Genomic DNA, 19,431 nt, shown 5'->3' on the forward strand with positions numbered 1-19,431 from the left:
TTTTCTTCCTTTGCGAATCCCTACTAAATTAGCTATGATTATGAGTAGTTATAGGGAGGAACTGAGGTGAAACCAGTGCTTAGCCTTTTGTTTAAATTGGGAAAAAAGAAGCAAACGCTTGAAACATCTGTTGAAAAAATACAAAAAGGCGACAAAGATCTGCAGAACGATTTAATACAGCAATATAAGCCTTTTATCGCGAAGACGGTTTCATCCGTTTGTAAACGATATATAGATGAAAAAGACGACGAATTCAGCATCGGGCTGATCGCGTTTAACGAAGCCATTGAAAAGTATTCGGCTGAAAAAGGTAATTCGCTGCTTGCATTTGCAGAGCTGATTATAAAAAGAAAAGTGATAGACTATATCAGAAAAGAAGCAAGAACCGCTCAGCATATCAATATGGATGTGCAGGAAGGCGACGACCAGGAATCTTCGCAGAGCCTTATCGAAGCGGAGCTTTCCATTGATGAATACCGCAAACAGATAGAGCAGGAACAGCGCCGGGAAGAAATTCTTTTTTTTCAGAAGCAGCTGAAAGAATACGGCCTGTCTTTTAAAGAGCTGCTGGAACAATCGCCGAAGCATACAGATGCGAGGCAGAATGCGATTAAGGTAGCCTATACGCTTGTTGAAAATGAAGAGCTGGCGTCCATTTTGCACCAGAAAAAACAGCTTCCTGTCAAACAGCTGGAGCAGCTCGTATCGGTCAGCAGAAAAACGATCGAACGGAACCGAAAATATATCATCGCCATGAGTATTATTATTACAGGTGATTATATTTATTTAAAAGATTATCTTAAAGGGGTGTTGCACTCATGAGAAGAGGGATCATAGTAGAGAAAAATAAAAAATTCGTCACGTTGCTAACCCCTGACGGACAATTTTTAAAAACAAAAAATGATCACCGCACTTGTGAAATCGGAGAGGAAATTACGTTCGAAGGCGAAACGCGTATGGGAAGAAGGGCCAGCTTTTTTGATTTTCTGAAACTGCGCCCTTTTAAATTGGGAGTGTTTACGATGACTGCTATTATTTTGTTTATTTTAATTTTGCTCCCGGTTTTTTCTGATAACAAAGCTTACGCGTATATGACGCTTGACATTAATCCCAGCATTGAAATGGCTTTAAACAGCAAATATGAAGTCATTGAACTGACACCGCTGAACCATGACGCCAAACAGGTCATCAGTGATATCGGAGATTGGAAAAGCAGCGATTTTAAGGAAGTCATCAGTAATATTATTACCGATTGCAGCAAGCATGGATATGTAAAGGAATCAAAAGAGATTTTAATTTCCACGGTTTATGAAAATACAGATGACAATACATATAAAAAAGGCGTTAAAAAACAGCTGGCTGACATGACTGAAAAATATAAGGGCACCTACCAGGTCCAATCGCTTGAATCTGATATGGAAACAAGAGAAAAAGCAAAACAGGAAGGGATGTCAACAGGCAGCTACATAAGAAGAAACGAAAAGAAAACAGAAGAAAAACAGTCTGAAAAGCAAACCGACAGCAATGAAACAGATCAAAAAGATACCGAAACAGACGCTGATCAAAGCAAGCAGCCGGACACAGAAAAGCCGGCGGCTGATGAAAAGACAGCTCCTGATGAAGAAAAGGCAGCAGAGAAGCCGGAAAACAATGAAACAACGCCCGGCACGGAAGAAGCGAAGCCGGACAGTCAGGACGGCAGTCAGCAAACCGACAAAAATGCAGCTTCCGGATCAGAAGAAAACACACAGAAGGAACAAGATGGGGAAACAGAGCAGCCCCCAACACAAAATCCTCAGGAAAACGGAAATGACAAAGAGCCTAAGCAAAAGTATTACAATCATTACTGGAATCAGCGGAATCATGATCGCAATGAACATTGGGACTCCTATCGGCATCATGAAGATTCATCAGACCGCAGGAATCCGAACGGCTACCGGCACGGAAAGGAGAATGCCGATAAATATCAAAATTCGCCGAGAAGTCCCGGCGAATAAGCTGCATTATTGATTTTTCCCGTTTAATTGTGATTGAGCCTGCTGTACAAGACGTTTTGTCATTTCCCCGCCTACAGAGCCGTTTGCGCGTGCTGCTGTATCAGAGCTAAGGTTCACGCCGAATTCTTGAGCCACTTCGTATTTAAATTGGTCAAGTGCCTGCTCAGCCCCTGGAACTAAGAGTTTATTTCTGCTCGCCATCTTTTTCATCTCCTTTTCTCTGGCAAGATGTGTTTACGCATTTTAGTTTCAAACGGAACGGTATTGATTATGCTGGCAATTGTTGTACAGCAAAAAACCCCGGCGCAGACACCGGGGCGAAGAAGCGTTATGAATTATAATAAATGGCTGGTCATTTTGTAGGCTGAGGCTTGAATATGGAAAGTCAAAACGGAGAGCACCGTGACCGCGATGATGGATCTGATATCGTTCCATTGTCCGCTTCCGAGTTCTTTAAAGCAGCCTTTGAGCTTGTCCGTCTGCTCTTCAACGAGCTCCTGCAGGCTCGTTTCCTTCATCGGCGGGTTTGCCTTATGATGAAGATAATCAATCACTTGGGCGCAGCTTTCATAGTAGCTGATCGGGCTGATGACGTCGTCTGATCTGTCTGTGATCGTGTTAAAAGCGATTTTTAATATGCCGCGTATATGTTCGAAGTCATAAATTGATTTTAAATCACGTACAATGAGAAGGATGACAGCTTGTTCAATTGTATATTTTTTGCCGAGTAAGGGGTGGCCGATTAAATCTTTAATATCGCGTTTCACCCAGTTTTGGACGGCGGTTGATTTTAAAGACGTCAGCTCGCACAGATTTCCCAGCTCGACAATCTCGTTAGTTGAAAGCCCGTATTCCTTTTTCTCTTTTTTTCGTTCGAATCTCGTCAGAAATTCAGGGATATGCAGACGGCTTTCCGCTTCATCCAATGTCATATCCGCTGATTGCAATAAGATTTGGAGAGGAGTTGCGTCTCCTTGGCCTTTTAACGCGTAAAGAAGCCGGACCATATCAGTTCGGGTCAGTTTAAACGTGTTCATGGTTCACCTCTGATTGATTACGTGTTCACTTTCTAATATCACTGAGAATTACATTAACATCATACGTCGAAATTGTTGCATTTTCAAACAGATCATTTATAATTTAATTAAATAAGTTCTTTTGATCTTAAAAAAGACGGAGGTAATTATGGCGAAAAGAATATTTCTGTTTATTTTAACGAACCTTTTGGTCATTACGACAATCGGAATTGTGCTTACGATTATTACAAGCGTTACCGGTGTCGGCTCGTATATACAAAATGGCCGCATTGATCTGATGGCATTGCTCGTGTTCAGTCTTGTCGTCGGTTTTGTCGGTTCTTTTATTTCTCTCGGAATGTCCAGATGGATGGCCAAAACGATGATGGGCGTCCGGGTGTTAAATCCGAAGAAACAGTCACTCAGCTATGAAGAACAGCAATTGGTTGACCGTGTGCACAGATTGTCCCGTGCCGCAGGGATGACGAAAATGCCTGAAGTCGGCATTTATCATTCCCCGGAAGTCAATGCTTTTGCGACCGGACCTTCTAAGCGCCGTTCGCTTGTCGCGGTTTCTTCAGGTTTATTGCAGCAGATGGATGATGCTGCGGTGGAAGGGGTTCTTGCCCATGAAGTCGCACACATCACAAACGGTGATATGGTCACGATGACGCTGCTGCAGGGAATCGTCAATACGTTCGTCGTATTCCTTTCCCGAATCGCGGCATGGGTTGCAAGCCGCTTTGTCAAAGAAGACCTCGCACCGGTCGTGCATTTTATCGCGATGATCGTATTTCAGATTATCTTTTCCATTCTCGGCAGTCTTGTCGTCTTTGCCTACTCGCGGCACAGAGAGTTTCACGCTGACCGCGGCGGTGCAGACCTTGCCGGCAAGGATAAAATGATTCACGCTCTGCGTACGCTGAAGTCTTATACAGGACATGTGAATGAAGAAGACCAGACGGCGGTGCAGACGTTAAAAATTAACGGCAAAAAGCATTCGTCACTGTTCTCCACACACCCTGATCTCGATGAGCGTATCCGCAGGCTGGAAGCAAAATAATAAACAAAACCTCTGACAATCGTTTCAGAGGTTTTTTTGTTTAAAGATCGGCAAATTACATAAGGTAATGAAAAATCTTTCTAAAAAGACCTTTAAAAATTCTCCCAATATCATTAGAATAATTACGTACTACATTTGAGAGGCAGAAGGAACTATCTTATGAAATTAAAACTGAAAAAATTCATACAGATCTTGTCGCCTGCACAGCTGATTGCATTATATTATTTTCTTGCTGTGACGGTGGCATTTATTTTGCTAAGTCTGCCGGCCGCCCACAAACAAGGGGCCAGCTGGTCGTTTATAGACGCGCTGTTTACGGCTGTCAGCTCAGTCAGTGTCACCGGTTTAACGGTCGTCAACACGGCTGATACATTCAGCACGGCCGGGATTGTCATTTTGGCTTTCGTGCTTCAATTCGGCGGAATCGGCATTATGACGCTCGGAACATTCGTCTGGCTCATTATGGGCAAACGGATCGGTCTGCGGGAACGGAAGCTCATTATGGTGGATCAGAATCAATCGCAGTTTTCCGGTATCGTCAACCTGATGAAGCAAGTGCTGTTTTTGATTTTATTAATCGAGTTTTTAGGCGGCATCATCTTAGGAACATATTTTTTAACGTATTATGATTCGTTTGAACAGGCGTACTTGCACGGATTCTTTGCGAGCGTCAGCGCCACGACAAACGGCGGTTTTGATATTACGGGAAATTCACTCGTCCCGTTCAGACATGACTATTTCGTGCAGTTTATTACGATGCTTCTGATTATTTTCGGTGCGATCGGTTTTCCGGTGCTCGTAGAAGTAAAAGACTTTTTGTTTTCAAAACAGCGCAGATACTCATTCACGCTGTTTACGAAAATTACGACCGTTACGTTCGGAATGCTCGTTTTGTTCGGAGCCGTGGGCATTTACGCGCTTGAAGCAAGCCATGTTATGAAGGGGAAAAGCTGGCATGATGTTTTATTTTTATGTCTCTTTCAATCAACTGCTACGCGAAGCGGCGGGCTTGCGACAATTGATATCAGCCAGCTGTCGGCGCCGACATTATTTTTCATCTGCGCCCTCATGTTTATCGGCGCATCACCGAGCTCGGTCGGCGGCGGAATCCGTACGACGACGTTTGCGCTTAACCTTCTTGCCCTGTTTCATTTTGCCAGAGGGAATAAAGCGGTCAAGGTCTTTAAACGCGAGCTTCATCAGGCTGATGTCATGAAGTCGCTGGTCGTTACGATGATGGCGATTCTGCTCGTGTTCGGGTCGACGCTGATTCTTTCCGTGACGGAGACAAATCAGACGCTCCTCGGACTGCTTTTTGAAGTGTGTTCCGCTTTCGGAACGACGGGCCTGTCGCTCGGGATTACTCCGCATTTAAGCGATATCGGAAAATGTGTGATCATGATTGTGATGTTTATCGGCCGGATCGGCATTTTGACTTTCCTTTATTTGATCGGCCGAAAAGAAATCGAAGCAAATTATCATTATCCGAAGGAAAGGATGATTATCGGCTGACACCGCTTTTCAGAAAGCGGTGTTTTTTTATTGCCGTAAAATGGATGAGTGGAAACAGTTTCTTTGGAGATTCTACTTGTAAAGAGGTGACGTCATTGTTTGCCGTATTTTGGAAGTCGGTAGTTATGATAGCGGTCGGTACCTTTTTATTGCGGATCGCCGGACGGAAATCAATCAGCCAGCTGTCGGTGACCCAAACAGTCATCATGATTTCGATCGGTTCGATTATTATTCAGCCGTTTATTGAACATAATTTATGGGAAACCATTTTCGCGGCGGCGATTTTTATTGTGGTGTTAATCCTGATGGAATATTTAGAAATCAAATCAAGCTTTTTTGAGTTTTTATTTTCAGGAAAAACCGTCGCCGTTGTCAGAAACGGAAAAATCATCCCGGAAAACTTAAAAAAAATGCGTTTTACCGAAGACCAGCTGTCAATGAGGATCAGGCAGGAAGGCCTCGGAGACATTCAAGATTTTAAATATGTGCTGCTTGAGCCGAACGGACAGATCGGCTATGAACTCATTGATGAGGCCAAAAACGTGACAGTGCGCGACTTAAAAAAAATGCTTAATGAATTCAAAACAGATTTGCTGACAGAAGGAGGAAATCAAATGAAACGCAAAGCAGCAAAGAATGAAGCTTTGACCAACAACAACACACCGACTGAGAGCATGGACAAAGATGCATACAAAACACAATATGACGGTGATCCCGGACTGAGAGGCGCAAACCGCAAATCAAAACACGGCAAACAAGGAGGCGAGTAACATGACGAAAAAAAACCGCCACAGCAAAGACATGCAAAACCATAAAAAGCCGATGGACCCTAAATTGCTTGAAGAAGAGTTTTCAAGCGAGCTCGGTGATTATAACGCCGGAAAATGGATTGAAACGCTTGAACAGACGAAGCCGAAGAAAAAAGAAGACGGCAAAAAATAAAAAATACCTCTTAGGCGGCAACGCTTAAGAGGTATTTTGCATTATTTCGAATAAGCACCGTTTCTTGTTCCTTTCACCGCTTGAAGCAAGCCTGTTATCCGCAGCTCAATAAATGGCTGTGCGGCCGTTTTCACCGCATTGCTGGAGAGAATGGACGTAAGGGCGGCCGTTAACATTAAGAGTATGACTAAATTCTGATAATCAGACAAGTGATCTTCAAGCCCGATCTGCCGCAGCGTTTTTATAATGAATCCATGCAGCAGATACACGTAAAACGTTCTCGTACCCCATTTCGTAAAGAAATAACGCTTTTGCGGAACGAGCGCCAAAAAGCTGAAAGTGGCGGCAAAGGCCAAAACATACCAGCCGATCCGTGACAGACCGCTCAACAGCGACACTGTGCCGAATGTAGAATAAGGCTCCGATCCGAACAGCCACGAGTAATCAAAATCAATGCACCAGCATAAGAGGAAAACAATCCCCAGTACGCCCGCGGCAATCTGCCTGCCCCTTTTAGCCCGCAGTAAATCAAAGTGCTGTTTTTTCAAATAAAACCCGACGAGGAACATCGGAAGAAAGACAAACGTCCGTGAAAGACTCAGCGTGCTGCTGATAAAATCAAGATACCCAATCATGACGGCAAGCCCGCAGCTCACACCAAGCGCCCACATTTTCGGCAGCTTCGTAAAGGGATAAAGCAGCAGATTCCAAAAGAATAAGCTGACTAAAAACCAGAGAGACCATTGCGGATCAATCGGATTGACGCTTGTCATGCTTTCATCCTGAATCAAGTAGTAAAAAACCGAGTAAATGCCCTGAAAAATCAGGTACGGAATAATCAGCTTCACAGCGAGCTTCTTCACATAACCTTTCCGCTTAAAGTTTTTTGCGAAATAGCCGGAAACCAGGATAAAGGCCGGCATATGAAAAGTATAAATGAATTTGTAGAGATGGAGCATAAACTCATTTCCGTTAATAAATGACCGGAGGATATGGCCGAACACCACCAGAAAAATCAAGATAAACTTGGCGTTGTCAAAGTAACTGTCTCGCGATTTTGTCATAGCATCACCTTCTCTTCAAAAATCATCCACTGCATGATTATTTCCTGTTGGTGTTCATTTTAAAATAAAAAACAAAAAATTGAAGGAGGACAAAAGGGATTGTTAGGATGATGTAACGGGGAGGTAAGGATCGTAGAAAAAGACTTTAACTTGTCATATCATTGAAATTTTCTGAAATGTATAGGGCGAATGAAGGAAGATGAGGTATTTTGTAGAAATATTGAGGGATAGGTTTTTGAAGAAGGAGTGTACTGAATGGCTGAAACTCTGGATTTGCAAACAAACGAGTCGCTGAAAGAGCAGCTGAAGCGGATGAAAGAGGAAAATGACCGCCTGAAGAGTGAATTGAACCGGTATCATGTGATTATGAATAACACGCTTGATGCCATTTTTATATGCCGTAAGGAAATGAAAATCGTCCAGGCGAACGAGGCTGCGGCCCGGATGATGCAGATTGAGGCAGAGAGCCTTATTAACCGCTCCGTCCTGGACTTTTTATATTCCGTGCCTCAGGAAGAACTGAATAAGGCCGTGAAAAGGTTTTTAAAAAAAGGCCATCTGTGGAAAGAGGTGCCGATTAAGCTTGACAGCGGCGCGACGAAATACATTGAATTCCTCGCCAGAGACGGAATTGGGGAGGATTATTTTTTTGTGGTGATGAGGGACATCTCCTCTAAAAAAATATTAGAGCGCGAATTCTCCATGAACGAGCAGCTGTTTAAAGATTTGTTTGACAGGGCTGTCGACGGCATCGTGCTGTTTGATAAGGACGGCGGGTTTATTGATGCGAACCTCTCTTTTTGCAAAAGCTTTGAGATCGGCCAGAATGAATTGTCCCATCTGTCGCTCCGCCATTTTACCGACGGAGAAAACAAAAAGCATCTGAAAGAAATCTGGGAAACCCTCCGCAGAAAAGGAAACGCCAAAGGAGAACTGCCCGTCAAGCTTCGGTCCGGTGAAGAGAAGCTGTTTGAATTTACGATTACGTCCAACTTAATCAGCGGGTTCTACATGTCCATTATGAGAGACATAACAGAGAAACGGTTGATGGAATTGAAACTCTTTAAAAGCGAAGAGCGATTCCGCGAAATTTTTGAAAACGCCATGGACGCGATTGTCATTTGGTCTGATGACGGAAAGATTGCCAAAGCAAACGAATCGGCGTGCCGCATTTTCGAACTGCCGATGGATAAGCTGGTGGAGACGAATTTATGTACGTTTATCGTTGATCCGCAGAAAAAATACAAGCAGATTAAGAAGAAATATGAAAAATACGGGGAAATCCGTGAAGAAATGCTGTTTCAGATGGCAAACGGCCAATACAAAGAGCTTGAGTTCACATCAAAACGAACCATACTTGAAGGTCAGCATTTAACCATTTTAAGAAATGTCAGCGATCGTAAGCGGATGGAAAAAGAATTGCGGGAAAGCGAGCTGAAATTCAGAAAAGTATTCAACGGCTCAATGGACGGCAAGGTCTTATTTGACAACCAATTCCGTATTATTGACGCGAATCCTCTCGCAAGCCGTATACTCGGCATGCCGGATGAGGAGCTGAGAGCGTACACCGTTCCGGATATTCTTTCTTTATTTGATATTGAAAACGCGGGTGTTCCCGCCAGAAAGATTGATTTAGAAGGAATGGATAATGAAATCCCCTTCCTGTTAAGCAGCAGTGACAGCCGCAAACTGGAATTCTCCTTCAAAAGAAATATCATTCAAAATATGAATCTGGCCATCTTTAAAGATGTCACAGAGGCCAAAGAGCTTGAAGAGAGGCTGCGGAAATCCGACACTCTTCATGTTGTAGGGGAGCTGGCGGCGGGCATCGCCCACGAAATCAGAAACCCGATGACGGCGCTGAAAGGGTTCATTCAGCTTCTTCAAGGAAGCATTGAAGGCGAATATTCTCTGTACTTTAACGTCATTACCTCAGAATTAAAACGCATCGAGTCTATCATCACTGAATTTTTAATTTTAGCGAAACCTCAGGCGATATTATATGAAGAAAAAGACGTGACGCAGATTATGAAAGACACGGCTGATCTTTTGAATGCCCAGGCCAATCTTGTCAATGTGCAGATTCATCTGAACCTGACCGGAAACATCCCGCCGATTTACTGTGAACCGAATCAATTAAAACAGGTGTTTATCAATATTTTAAAAAACGCCATTGAAGTCATGCCGGGCGGCGGCAATATCTATGTGACCATCCAGCCTTCTGATCAAGACCACATTTTGATTTCTTTTCAAGATGAAGGAACGGGTATTTCCGAAGACAAATTAAAACGTCTGGGCGAGCCATTTTACACGACAAAAGACAGGGGAACGGGCCTCGGTCTCATGGTCAGCTATAAAATCATCGAAGAGCATCAGGGACGCATTCATGTGGAAAGTGAAGAAGGGAAGGGCACGGTTTTTCATTTGACACTTCCGATCCGGCAGAATACGGAAGAAAGAAGGAGCGGGGAATGATCTGTTTTACAAGTGTAAAAGCGCCATTTGGAACCGTCATCGTAACAGAGGAAGAGAGCTTTATTACCGGCCTGTTTCTCACCGGGGAAGATTTTGAGGAATGGCAAAAAGACGCACCCGGCGTAAAGCCGTGCGAAACCGCTTTGCTGTCGGAGGCGAAACAGCAGCTGGCATCATATTTTTCAGGAGAAAGAAAGCAATTCTCTCTGCCTCTTAGACAAAAAGGCACAGCCTTTCAGGAAAAGGTATGGAACGCGCTGACGATGATTCCTTACGGGGAATCCCGAAGCTACGGCGATATGGCTGAAGCGATCGGAAAACCGAAAGCGGTGCGCGCCATCGGACAAGCCAATAAACGAAACCGGCTGCCGATTTTTGTCCCGTGCCATCGGGTAATCGGCAAAAACAGCGCCTTAACGGGATACGCGGGCACGAAGACGGATGTAAAAGCGGTGCTGCTGAACATCGAACAAATATCCTATAAAGAAAAATAAAACATATGGCACGTTCCGTTTTTTCGCGTCCGACATATCATTTTATTAAGTGAAAAAAGTTGGTCTGGCGAAAAAGGAGGACGAAGCCTGATGAAAATGAGCCGTCCGCAAAAGATAGCCGGTTATGCAGAGCTGTTTTTTAAAATGCATCTCATTACAGCCGCCCAAAAAGATGAAGTGATTACATTGTGCAGACAAAAAAACCGCTGAGATTGCCTGAGGCAACATCATCAGCGGTTTTTCAGCTCAACTGGCAGTCAGCGAATAATTGTTCAATTTCTTCCGTGTAAGAACCGGTCACAATTCCTTTCTCGGTGATAATGCCTGAAATCAGGCTGCCCGGTGTGATGTCAAAGGCCGGATTGAAGACCGGCACATCTTCGGGAGCGGTGCGTATGCCTGAGATCTGTCTGACTTCATCCGGATCTCTTTCTTCAATCGGAATCTGATCGCCGTTTTCAATCTGCAAGTCAAAGGTCGAAAGCGGTGCGGCCACAAAAAACGGAATCTGAAAGGCGTTTGCCAAAATAGCGAGGCCGTACGTTCCGATTTTATTGGCCGTATCTCCGTTTTTAGCAATTCTGTCAGCGCCGACAATGACTGCTGAAATATGTTTTTCCTTCATTGTATGGGCGGCCATGCTGTCCGTAATGAGGGTGACATCAATTCCGCCCTGCATCAGCTCCCACGCCGTCAGCCGTGATCCTTGGAGAACGGGTCTTGTTTCACATGCGTAGATATGAAGGCCGAGGTCTTTTTGTTTCGCTAAGTAAAAGGGAGCAAGCGCCGTACCGTACCGGCTTGTAGCAATCGAGCCCGCATTGCAGATGGTCATGATCTGATCGCCTTTTTTAAAAAGGTGCAGCGCATTTTGGCCGATCATTCGGCAGGTTTCTTCATCCTCAATCTGAATTTGAATGGCTTCATGAACGAGTGTTGTCTTCGCTTCATTGATTGAAATCGCATCCCTGATGGAATCCGTCAGTCTGTCAAGCGCCCACGCGAGGTTGACGGCAGTGGGCCTCGAACTGTTTAAATACGCTTTGACATCCGCGAACTGACGTCGGAAATCTGAAAGGTCGCGGGCTTCAAATGACTTGGCGGAGAGCGCGAGTCCGAATGCCGCGGTTATACCGATGGCAGGGGCGCCCCTTACTTTCAGCGTGACAATCGCGTCGAATACATCTTCCTTTGTTTCAAGTTCCACATACTCAGTGACGTCGGGAAGCTTTTGCTGATTTAAAATGCGGATGTAGGTTTCTTTCCATTCCACAGAACGGGGGATGGCAAATTCATTGGTCATGCTGCATCATTCCTTTACACGGAGCTTAAATTGGTCCAGAACCTCGGTGATATGCTTCAGTTCTTTTCTGTTTTCGATATAATAGGCGCCGATCTCAAGCGCCAGCTTCTTCCGTTCGATTCGTTTGTCAAACGGAGTGATTTCATCTAAGTCAGCCACATGGGCGAGTCCGATCGTGCGCCGGATCAATTCGCATCCCGCAAAACCGACCGCTTCTTCAAACGCGTTTTTCAGTGTGTCTTCCAGCAGGTGTCTGCGGGAAGGCAGGCAGTCTTTCTCCCATGCTTCACTGAATGTTTTCACAAATGTATCCCATACGGCGGCAGTATGGTCATATAACGGCTGTCTGTCGTCACCGTCGCGGCTGAGGGCGTTTAACAGCAGATTGGCGATAAATTGGCCGATATCAAACCCGATCGGTCCGAAGAAAGCAAACTCGGGATCAATCACCTTTGTTTCAAGTTCATCGGCGAAGATGCTTCCCGTGTGCAGATCGCCGTGAACCAATGTTTCCGCGGAATTCAGAAAGATGGCTTTCAATTCGTCAGCGCCTTCTTTCAGCCGGGAATTGTTCCAAACTTTTTCTGCGTATGGGCGCAGCTCCTCTTCAAAATCGTTTGTCTCATGGTCGAGAAACGGTTCTGTAAACACAAGCCTTTCTGTAATATTGCAAAGCTCAGGATTTGTAAACTGCTTTGCGAGCTGCTGCTTTACTTTCGCATCGAGCGCATAATCGGATGAGTAAAAAAGCGTTTTCCCTAAAAATTCACCGATATGAACCGATAAGTTCGGATAATGCTGCCCTTCCAGCAGCCCTTTTCTTGAAATCTGCAAATGTGAGAGGTCTTCCATTACCGTGACGGCCATTTCAGTATCGGAATAGTAAACGGCCGGAACGAGGTGCGGCACGTGTTCGCCCTGGCGGATGAGGGCGCTGCTTTCGATTCTCGCCCGATCAATTGTAAGCGGCCAGCTTTCACCGACGACTTTCGCGTAAGGAATCGCCTGTTTGATAATCAGTCCTTTTTGGTTTTCTTTATCGTAAACATGGAAGACGTAATTTAAATTGCCGTCGCCGATTTCACGGCATGTCAGAGTGCTTTTGCTTTGGAATAAGCCGAGCTTGACAGCTAACGCGGCGGCGGAGCTTTCTGTTAATTGTTCATAAAGACTTGTTTTAGTTGCTGACATGGATTTACCCTCCAATTATGTAGTGGTAGTAAGAGATCGTGACGGAGAATACGCCCGAAAAAAAAGCCTCCTTCTCTGAAAGAGAAGGAGGCTGAAACAGTGCAGTCCGCCTCTTATCTCTCAGATAACATCTGATGGAATTAGCACCGTGCCTTATGAGACAATCGTCTCGGCGCAAAATGTACGCGCCCCATTTCACAATGGAATTACGGTCGGTTGCTGTTGGGGTCAAAAGGCCAATTCCCTCGCCCAACTCTCGATAAGAGAAAATATATTGATTTGTATCACAATTCGGATTAATCAGTTGATGAAAATATTAGCAGGTGCCGGATATTCTTGTCAACGTTTTTTTGAAAATTAATATAAATCACGCCGCAAGTCTTGGAAAACCGGAATGGTTCCGCGGACGGCCGCGCTTTCTGACACATCAATTTCCGCCCGGACTGAGCCTTCCGTCCGGTCTCCTTCGGCTAAAATCCGGCCCCACGGGTCAATAATCAGGCTGTGGCCGGCAAATTCATTATCGGGATTGGACCCCGTGCAGTTAGAGGCTGCGACAAAACATTGGTTTTCAATTGCTCTGGCGATAAGCAGGCTTCGCCAATGATCAAGGCGGGGCAGAGGCCATTCCGCAGAGATAAACAGGACATTCGCGCCCTGGGACGTATGCTTTCTGATCCATTCGGGGAAACGGATATCATAGCAGATCAGCCCGGCGCACTTGACACCGTCAAGCTCAAAGGAACCGTCGCTGTTTCCTGCTGACAAGTAAAGGTGTTCATCCATCAGCTGAAACAGATGGGCTTTCTGATACCGCTTCACGATCTGTCCGCTGTTATCGGCGATGTACATGGTGTTATAGACATCTTCGCCTTCTTTGACCGCAAAAGATCCGGCAACGAGGTGTACGTTGTATGTTTTTGCCGTTTCTTTAAGCCACTGTTTCGAAACTTTGCCGTTTTCATCCGCCAGCTGGTCTAGCCGTGTGAGATCATAGCCGGTCGTCCACAACTCAGGAAGCACGATTACATCCGCATGGCGGCTTTCTTGCTCAATCAAAGATTCTGCTTTTTTAAAATTTTCTGAAGGATTTCCGTATGAAATATCAAATTGCAAACAGGAAACGGTCCATTTCATTTTTTAACACCTCAAGTTTCTCTTTACTTTTTTTATTTAACCATATATGATGATGGACTATCATTTCAAGACATTTTTAGAAGGTGAAAAATATGAACTTTGAAATCTCAGATGTACTCAAACAGCTGCCGGAACAATTTTTCGCATCATTGGTGCAAAAAGTGAATCAAAAGCTGAAAGAAGGCAGAGACGTCATCAATTTAGGGCAGGGAAACCCTGATCAGCCGACGCCTCAGCATATCGTTGAAGAAATGAAGCGTGCCGTCGAAAGGCCGGAAAATCATAAATACTCCTCATTCCGGGGCGCTTACAGCTTCAAAAAAGCAGCCGCTGCATTTTATGAAAGGGAGTACGGGGTCACGCTTGATCCGGAAACGGAAGTCGCCGTGCTGTTCGGAGGCAAGGCGGGACTTGTTGAGCTTCCGCAATGTCTTTTAAACCCGGGAGATACCATTCTGGTGCCTGATCCCGGATATCCTGATTACTGGTCGGGCGTCGCCCTTGCGAAAGCGAAAATGGAAATGATGCCGCTGACGGAAGAAAGAGGGTTTCTCCCTGATTACAGCGTAATTCCTGAAAAGGTGCGGAGCGAGGCGAAGATGCTGTATCTCAATTATCCGAATAATCCGACCGGCGCTGTGGCGACTGAGGCGTTTTTTGAGGAGACGGTCGGTTTTGCGGAACAAAACGGCATTTGTGTCGTTCATGATTTCGCGTACGGAGCCGTCGGTTTTGACGGGCATAAACCGCTGAGCTTTTTACAGACGGAAGGCGCAAAAGAGACGGGAATCGAAATCTATACCTTGTCCAAAACGTATAATATGGCGGGCTGGCGGGTCGGATTTGCCGTCGGAAACGCTTCTGTTATCGAAGCGATCAACCTTTATCAGGATCATATGTTTGTCAGCCTGTTTCCCGCGGCGCAGCAGGCGGCGGCAGCCGCTCTTTTAGCGGATCAGGCATGCGTCGCAGCGCAAAATGACAGATATGAATCAAGACGCAATGCATGGATTAAAGCCTGCCGCGGTATCGGCTGGGATGTGACGGCTCCGGCGGGCTCCTTTTTTGCATGGCTCCCTGTGCCCGACGGTTATACGTCACAGTCGTTTTCAGATCTGCTGCTCGAGAAAGCGGATGTCGCCGTCGCTGCCGGAAACGGGTTCGGAAAATGGGGGGAAGGCTATATAAGAGTCGGTCTTCTGACAAGTGAAGAAAGACTTAAAGAAGCTGCGGAACGGATCGGGAAACTGAATCTTTTCACCTGAAAAAGCATTGACATATCAGGATAACAATGCGATAATTCAAAATACTTTATAAAATCATTATTCTTATCAAGAGCAGGCAGAGGGACGAGCCCGATGAAGCCCGGCAACCGACTGATAAAGCACGGTGCTAATTCTTGCAGCAGGAGCTGAGAGATAAGATTCGGACATAACACGAAGCCTCTTTCTGCTCATACGGAAGAGGTTTTTTATGTTTTGTGAAAGAAAGAGAGGCGTTCACGCATGAGCGAAGTATTGGCAACATATCTTCTGACAAACACAACGGACAGTGAAAAGCGGGCGGAACAGATTGCGGCGGGGCTGACGGTAGGCTCCTGGACTGACCTGCCCCTGGTGAAGCAGGAACAGCTCAGAAAACATAAAGGCCGGGTCGTAAAAGTTGAGGAGAAAGAAGGAACCTCAGAAAACGAAACACAATCCGTCATCACTATCGCCTATCCTGAGGCGAACTTTTCAAGAGATATTCCGGCCGTCCTGACGACGGTATTCGGAAAGCTGTCACTGGACGGAAAAATAAAATTGACTGATCTTGAATTTTCCGAAGGGTTTAAACGCTCCCTTCCCGGGCCGAAATTCGGTATATACGGCATCCGCAAACTGCTGGGCGAATTTGAAAGACCGCTTCTGATGAGCATATTTAAAGGCGTGATCGGACGGGATCTCGCCGACATTAAAGAACAGCTCAGACAGCAGGCGCTCGGCGGCGTGGATCTGATTAAAGATGACGAAATTTTCTTTGAAAATGAACTGGCTCCGTTTGAAACCCGCATTATCGCAGGAAAACAAGTCCTGAAGGAAACCCGGGAGGAGACGGGGCATAAAACGCTGTATGCCGTAAACCTTACGGGAAGGACCGCTGAACTGCGGGATAAAGCGAGGCGCGCGGCAGAACTCGGGGCGGACGCGCTTTTATTGAATGTGTTCGCTTACGGTTTAGATGTGATGCAGAGCCTTGCCGAAGACAGGGAAATCCCGCTTCCGATCATGGCGCATCCGGCAGTCAGCGGCGCGTTCACATCATCTCCCGTTTACGGCTTGTCGCATGCGCTTTTGCTCGGCAAGCTGAACCGCTATTGCGGCGCTGATTTCAGCTTATTTCCGTCACCTTACGGATCCGTTGCTCTTCCGAAGGAGTCCGCGCTTGCAATCCATGATGAATGTGTAAAAGACGATGTCTTTCATCCGTCGTTTGCCGTCCCGTCAGCAGGCATTCACCCCGGTATGGTGCCATTGTTGATGCGCGATTTCGGCATCGATCACATCATCAATGCCGGCGGTGGCATTCACGGCCATCCGAAAGGAGCCGAGGGCGGCGGAAAAGCGTTCCGCGCCATCATTGATGCGGTGCTTGAAGCGCAGCCGATTGAAGAAAAAGCCGCGTCGTGCAAAGATCTTCAGCTCGCATTAGACAAATGGGGAAGGGTGGAAGCCGTATGACCCGCACACCGCTGATTATTTGTGATTTCGACGGCACGGTCACCATGAACGACAACATTGTCAGCATGATGAAAGAATTCGCGCCTCCTGAGTGGCTTGAATTAAAAGACGGTGTTCTGTCTAAAAGCATATCAATCCAAGAAGGGGTCGGCCGGATGTTCGGACTGCTGCCGAGCAGCTTAAAAGAAGAACTGACCGGCTTTATTCTGAAGGATGCGAAAATACGGGACGGCTTTTTGGATTTTGTCTCGTTTGTCCGGTCAAACGGCCTCCCGTTTTATATCGTAAGCGGAGGAATGGACTTTTTTGTGCATCCGCTTTTGGAAGGGATCGTAGAAAAGGAGCGGATTTTCTGCAATCATGCATCCTTTGACAATGAATATATTCATATAGACTGGCCGCACGCCTGTGACGGAGGCTGCACCAATCAATGCGGCTGCTGCAAACCGTCAGTCATCCGGAAGCTGTCCGATCAGCAGAAATTTCTCATTATGATCGGTGATTCGGTCACGGATGTCGAGGCTGCAAAGTTATCCGATATGTGTTTTGCGAGAGATTATCTTTTGACTGAATGCAAAGAACTCGGCCTCCGGCATCTGCCTTTTCAAGATTTTCATGAGGTGAGAACAGGCATTGAAAACATCGGGGAGGTGCAGGCATGGCTGCAAAAGAAGAACGCTGGCGCGAACTTGCCGAGGTAAAGCGCGAGCTGGCCGAAAGAGACTGGTTCCCGGCAACGAGCGGGAATCTTTCCATCAAAGTATCCGACGCGCCGCTGACTTTCCTCGTTACGGCGAGCGGAAAAGACAAACGAAAAGAAACAGACGAAGATTTTCTCTTAATCGATGAGAACGGGAAGCCCGCTGAGACCGGCCATTCTTTAAAACCTTCAGCGGAAACGCTTCTCCATACTTACTTATACCAAAAGACAGACGCAGGCTGCTGTCTGCATGTCCATACCGTCAATAATAATGTCATCTCAGAGCTTTACGGGGATGAAAAACAAATCACTTTTCAGGGGCAGGAGATGATTAAGGCGCTCGGATTATGGGAGGAAAACGCGTCCGTGACCGTTCCGATCATTGACAACCCGGCGCACATCCCGGCATTAGCCGAAAGCTTCGCGCACCATGCGGACGCCGGCTCAGGCGCGGTGTTAATCCGCAATCACGGCATTACGGCATGGGGGCGGACCGCATTTGAAGCGAAAAGGGTGCTGGAAGCCTATGAATTTTTATTCAGCTGCCACCTCAAGCTTCTGTCACTTCGGCCGCAGCTAGTAAAATAAAAGGAGGAATAGAAAATGGCGACCATCAGAATTCATGACGAAAAGAATACGCTCATTGAAAAACAGGAAGAAGTAGCGCGCTTCTTAGACGAACAAGAGGTGATCTATGAGCAGTGGAACATTGAAAAACTTCCGTCTGAGCTTTCGGAGAAATACAATCTGACAGAAGATGAAAAAGAAAGGATTCTCGCAGTGTTTGACAAGGAGATTCAGGATATTTCAGCCCGGCGCGGATATCAGTCTCAGGATGTCATTTCTTTATCAGATACCACGCCGAATCTTGATGAATTATTAAAAAATTTCCAAAGAGAACATCACCACACGGATGATGAAGTCCGCTTTATCGTCAGCGGACACGGCATCTTCGTCATTCAAGGCAAAGACGGCACATTTTTCGACGTCCGTTTAAATCCGGGAGATTTGATTTCAGTTCCGGAGAACATCCGCCACTACTTTACGCTTCAGGAAGACCGCCGGGTCGTCGCAATCCGAATTTTCGTGACGACAGAGGGCTGGGTGCCGATTTACGAAAATGAAAGTGTGCAAAACTGATAGACGCCCGAACCTCTCATGCCCCCGCCGGCATGAGAGGTTTTTTATTGTAATATAAAGTCAGCTGTGGCTGTTTTTTAAATCTTGAATATGCCGCATTCTGTTTATATCATTACCTGAATGGGTATTATTCTCGTATTCATGCTAAAGATTCCAATATGAAATGAAAAAATAAGTTATTTAGTAAAAAAATGTTTACAAATAAAGTATAATCTGTAATAATGCTCAATAACCCAATCAAACTTGTTTCCTATTCTTTTAGCGGTGAGGGGTGAAGTGAATGGGCAGTTATTCTGAACAAGAAAAATTGCTTGTATCTATTGATAAAAAAAGAAAAATGATGATAGATGCGGCTAACAGGCAAGGGTTTACAGGATATGACACGATCAGGCACAGCCAGGAACTGGACTGTCTGATGAACGCGTATCAGCAGCTGGTAAACCGTGATCGTACACATCACCAAGGAATACAGGGCCTTGTGAAGAAAATAGGCTTGTTCTCCCGCGGTGACGTCATGCCTGCATATGAAGCAAACAAATGATTGATGATAAAACAGATAACGAAGACTGAATGCGCTTCCTGATCAAGCGCCGCATCCGAAAGATGACCGCGTACAGTCAGCAGATTTTTCCGCTGGCACGGCTCACGAAGCGCCTCGTACTATCTGCCGGCTATGA

General features: G+C 45.8%; 20 protein-coding genes and 2 riboswitches. Of the genes, 14 read left to right on the forward strand and 6 right to left on the reverse strand.

Annotated features, from left to right (window positions below; all coding sequences use genetic code 11):
• Positions 1 to 66 precede the first annotated feature (66 nt).
• Both sigI and ACWJJ4_RS11865 read left to right on the forward strand, forming a co-directional pair.
• On the forward strand, positions 67 to 822 hold the full coding sequence (sigI, locus tag ACWJJ4_RS11860; protein ID WP_003154719.1) for an RNA polymerase sigma factor SigI: 756 nt from the start codon (positions 67 to 69) through the stop codon (positions 820 to 822).
• Complete coding sequence (locus ACWJJ4_RS11865) at positions 819 to 1,997, forward strand: anti-sigma-I factor RsgI family protein (RefSeq protein ID WP_071391927.1); 1,179 nt, start codon at positions 819 to 821, stop codon at positions 1,995 to 1,997. Before sigI ends, ACWJJ4_RS11865 begins: the two co-directional genes overlap by 4 nt.
• A gap of 6 nt (positions 1,998 to 2,003) precedes the next feature.
• Here ACWJJ4_RS11865 and ACWJJ4_RS11870 read toward each other — a convergent pair whose 3' ends face one another.
• On the reverse strand, positions 2,004 to 2,198 hold the full coding sequence (locus ACWJJ4_RS11870) for an alpha/beta-type small acid-soluble spore protein (RefSeq protein WP_003154717.1): 195 nt from the start codon (positions 2,196 to 2,198) through the stop codon (positions 2,004 to 2,006).
• 134 nt (positions 2,199 to 2,332) lie between these two features.
• Positions 2,333 to 3,034 (reverse strand): DUF1836 domain-containing protein, encoded by a 702-nt coding sequence (locus ACWJJ4_RS11875; protein ID WP_025851714.1) that lies wholly within the window; start codon positions 3,032 to 3,034, stop codon positions 2,333 to 2,335.
• Between the two features lie 148 nt (positions 3,035 to 3,182).
• On the opposite strand from ACWJJ4_RS11875, the gene htpX reads away from it, so the two are divergent.
• The 4 genes from htpX to ACWJJ4_RS11895 all read left to right on the forward strand — a co-directional run bounded on the left by htpX (position 3,183) and on the right by ACWJJ4_RS11895 (position 6,530).
• Positions 3,183 to 4,076, forward strand: a complete 894-nt coding sequence (gene htpX, locus ACWJJ4_RS11880) for a protease HtpX (protein ID WP_007407207.1) — start codon at positions 3,183 to 3,185, stop codon at positions 4,074 to 4,076.
• A 159-nt stretch (positions 4,077 to 4,235) separates the two neighbouring features.
• Positions 4,236 to 5,588 (forward strand): TrkH family potassium uptake protein, encoded by a 1,353-nt coding sequence (locus ACWJJ4_RS11885; RefSeq protein ID WP_014304894.1) that lies wholly within the window; start codon positions 4,236 to 4,238, stop codon positions 5,586 to 5,588.
• A 95-nt stretch (positions 5,589 to 5,683) separates the two neighbouring features.
• The gene (locus tag ACWJJ4_RS11890) at positions 5,684 to 6,358 is read left to right on the forward strand and encodes a DUF421 domain-containing protein (protein ID WP_165408971.1); all 675 of its coding nucleotides are present in this window, start codon (positions 5,684 to 5,686) and stop codon (positions 6,356 to 6,358) included.
• A gap of 1 nt (position 6,359) precedes the next feature.
• Positions 6,360 to 6,530, forward strand: a complete 171-nt coding sequence (locus ACWJJ4_RS11895; protein ID WP_003154711.1) for a hypothetical protein — start codon at positions 6,360 to 6,362, stop codon at positions 6,528 to 6,530.
• Positions 6,531 to 6,571: 41 nt separating this feature from the next.
• Here the strand turns inward: ACWJJ4_RS11895 and ACWJJ4_RS11900 are convergent, their stop codons facing one another.
• Entirely contained in the window at positions 6,572 to 7,594 is a 1,023-nt protein-coding gene (locus ACWJJ4_RS11900) for an acyltransferase family protein (protein WP_128574873.1), read from the reverse strand.
• Between the two features lie 255 nt (positions 7,595 to 7,849).
• Here ACWJJ4_RS11900 and ACWJJ4_RS11905 point away from each other — a divergent pair, with 255 nt between their 5' ends.
• Positions 7,850 to 10,069, forward strand: coding sequence for a PAS domain-containing sensor histidine kinase (locus ACWJJ4_RS11905; RefSeq protein ID WP_070081716.1), 2,220 nt, complete (start codon positions 7,850 to 7,852; stop codon positions 10,067 to 10,069).
• The gene (locus ACWJJ4_RS11910; protein WP_070081717.1) at positions 10,066 to 10,563 is read left to right on the forward strand and encodes a methylated-DNA--[protein]-cysteine S-methyltransferase; all 498 of its coding nucleotides are present in this window, start codon (positions 10,066 to 10,068) and stop codon (positions 10,561 to 10,563) included. The genes ACWJJ4_RS11905 and ACWJJ4_RS11910 overlap by 4 nt, the downstream gene beginning before the upstream one ends.
• A 241-nt stretch (positions 10,564 to 10,804) precedes the next feature.
• Here the strand turns inward: ACWJJ4_RS11910 and mtnA are convergent, their stop codons facing one another.
• The 3 genes from mtnA to ACWJJ4_RS11925 all read right to left on the reverse strand — a co-directional run bounded on the left by mtnA (position 10,805) and on the right by ACWJJ4_RS11925 (position 14,194).
• Entirely contained in the window at positions 10,805 to 11,866 is a 1,062-nt protein-coding gene (mtnA, locus tag ACWJJ4_RS11915; RefSeq protein ID WP_003154704.1) for an S-methyl-5-thioribose-1-phosphate isomerase, read from the reverse strand.
• 6 nt (positions 11,867 to 11,872) lie between these two features.
• Complete coding sequence (gene mtnK / locus ACWJJ4_RS11920; protein WP_102421845.1) at positions 11,873 to 13,057, reverse strand: S-methyl-5-thioribose kinase; 1,185 nt, start codon at positions 13,055 to 13,057, stop codon at positions 11,873 to 11,875.
• 110 nt (positions 13,058 to 13,167) lie between these two features.
• A riboswitch (SAM riboswitch) is annotated at positions 13,168 to 13,323 on the reverse strand.
• A 91-nt stretch (positions 13,324 to 13,414) separates the two neighbouring features.
• Complete coding sequence (locus ACWJJ4_RS11925; RefSeq protein ID WP_167860087.1) at positions 13,415 to 14,194, reverse strand: carbon-nitrogen family hydrolase; 780 nt, start codon at positions 14,192 to 14,194, stop codon at positions 13,415 to 13,417.
• 92 nt (positions 14,195 to 14,286) lie between these two features.
• Here ACWJJ4_RS11925 and ACWJJ4_RS11930 point away from each other — a divergent pair, with 92 nt between their 5' ends.
• From ACWJJ4_RS11930 to ACWJJ4_RS11955, 6 genes are all read left to right on the forward strand, one after another.
• Complete coding sequence (locus tag ACWJJ4_RS11930) at positions 14,287 to 15,459, forward strand: pyridoxal phosphate-dependent aminotransferase (protein ID WP_094246995.1); 1,173 nt, start codon at positions 14,287 to 14,289, stop codon at positions 15,457 to 15,459.
• A 60-nt stretch (positions 15,460 to 15,519) separates the two neighbouring features.
• Positions 15,520 to 15,619: riboswitch (SAM riboswitch) on the forward strand.
• Positions 15,620 to 15,699: 80 nt separating this feature from the next.
• On the forward strand, positions 15,700 to 16,914 hold the full coding sequence (gene mtnW, locus ACWJJ4_RS11935; RefSeq protein ID WP_146283588.1) for a 2,3-diketo-5-methylthiopentyl-1-phosphate enolase: 1,215 nt from the start codon (positions 15,700 to 15,702) through the stop codon (positions 16,912 to 16,914).
• Positions 16,911 to 17,615 carry a 2-hydroxy-3-keto-5-methylthiopentenyl-1-phosphate phosphatase gene (mtnX, locus tag ACWJJ4_RS11940; RefSeq protein ID WP_146283587.1) on the forward strand — a complete coding sequence of 235 codons (705 nt, stop codon included), beginning with the start codon at positions 16,911 to 16,913 and terminating at the stop codon, positions 17,613 to 17,615. Before mtnW ends, mtnX begins: the two co-directional genes overlap by 4 nt.
• Entirely contained in the window at positions 17,573 to 18,202 is a 630-nt protein-coding gene (locus ACWJJ4_RS11945; RefSeq protein WP_069473372.1) for a methylthioribulose 1-phosphate dehydratase, read from the forward strand. The genes mtnX and ACWJJ4_RS11945 overlap by 43 nt, the downstream gene beginning before the upstream one ends.
• Positions 18,203 to 18,217: 15 nt before the next feature.
• A complete protein-coding gene (locus ACWJJ4_RS11950; RefSeq protein WP_069473373.1) occupies positions 18,218 to 18,754 on the forward strand; it encodes a 1,2-dihydroxy-3-keto-5-methylthiopentene dioxygenase in 537 nt (178 codons plus the stop codon).
• 280 nt (positions 18,755 to 19,034) lie between these two features.
• Positions 19,035 to 19,295 carry an aspartyl-phosphate phosphatase Spo0E family protein gene (locus ACWJJ4_RS11955; RefSeq protein WP_003154690.1) on the forward strand — a complete coding sequence of 87 codons (261 nt, stop codon included), beginning with the start codon at positions 19,035 to 19,037 and terminating at the stop codon, positions 19,293 to 19,295.
• Positions 19,296 to 19,431: the final 136 nt, after the last annotated feature.

This window comes from Bacillus sp. JK62 (assembly GCF_053663455.1).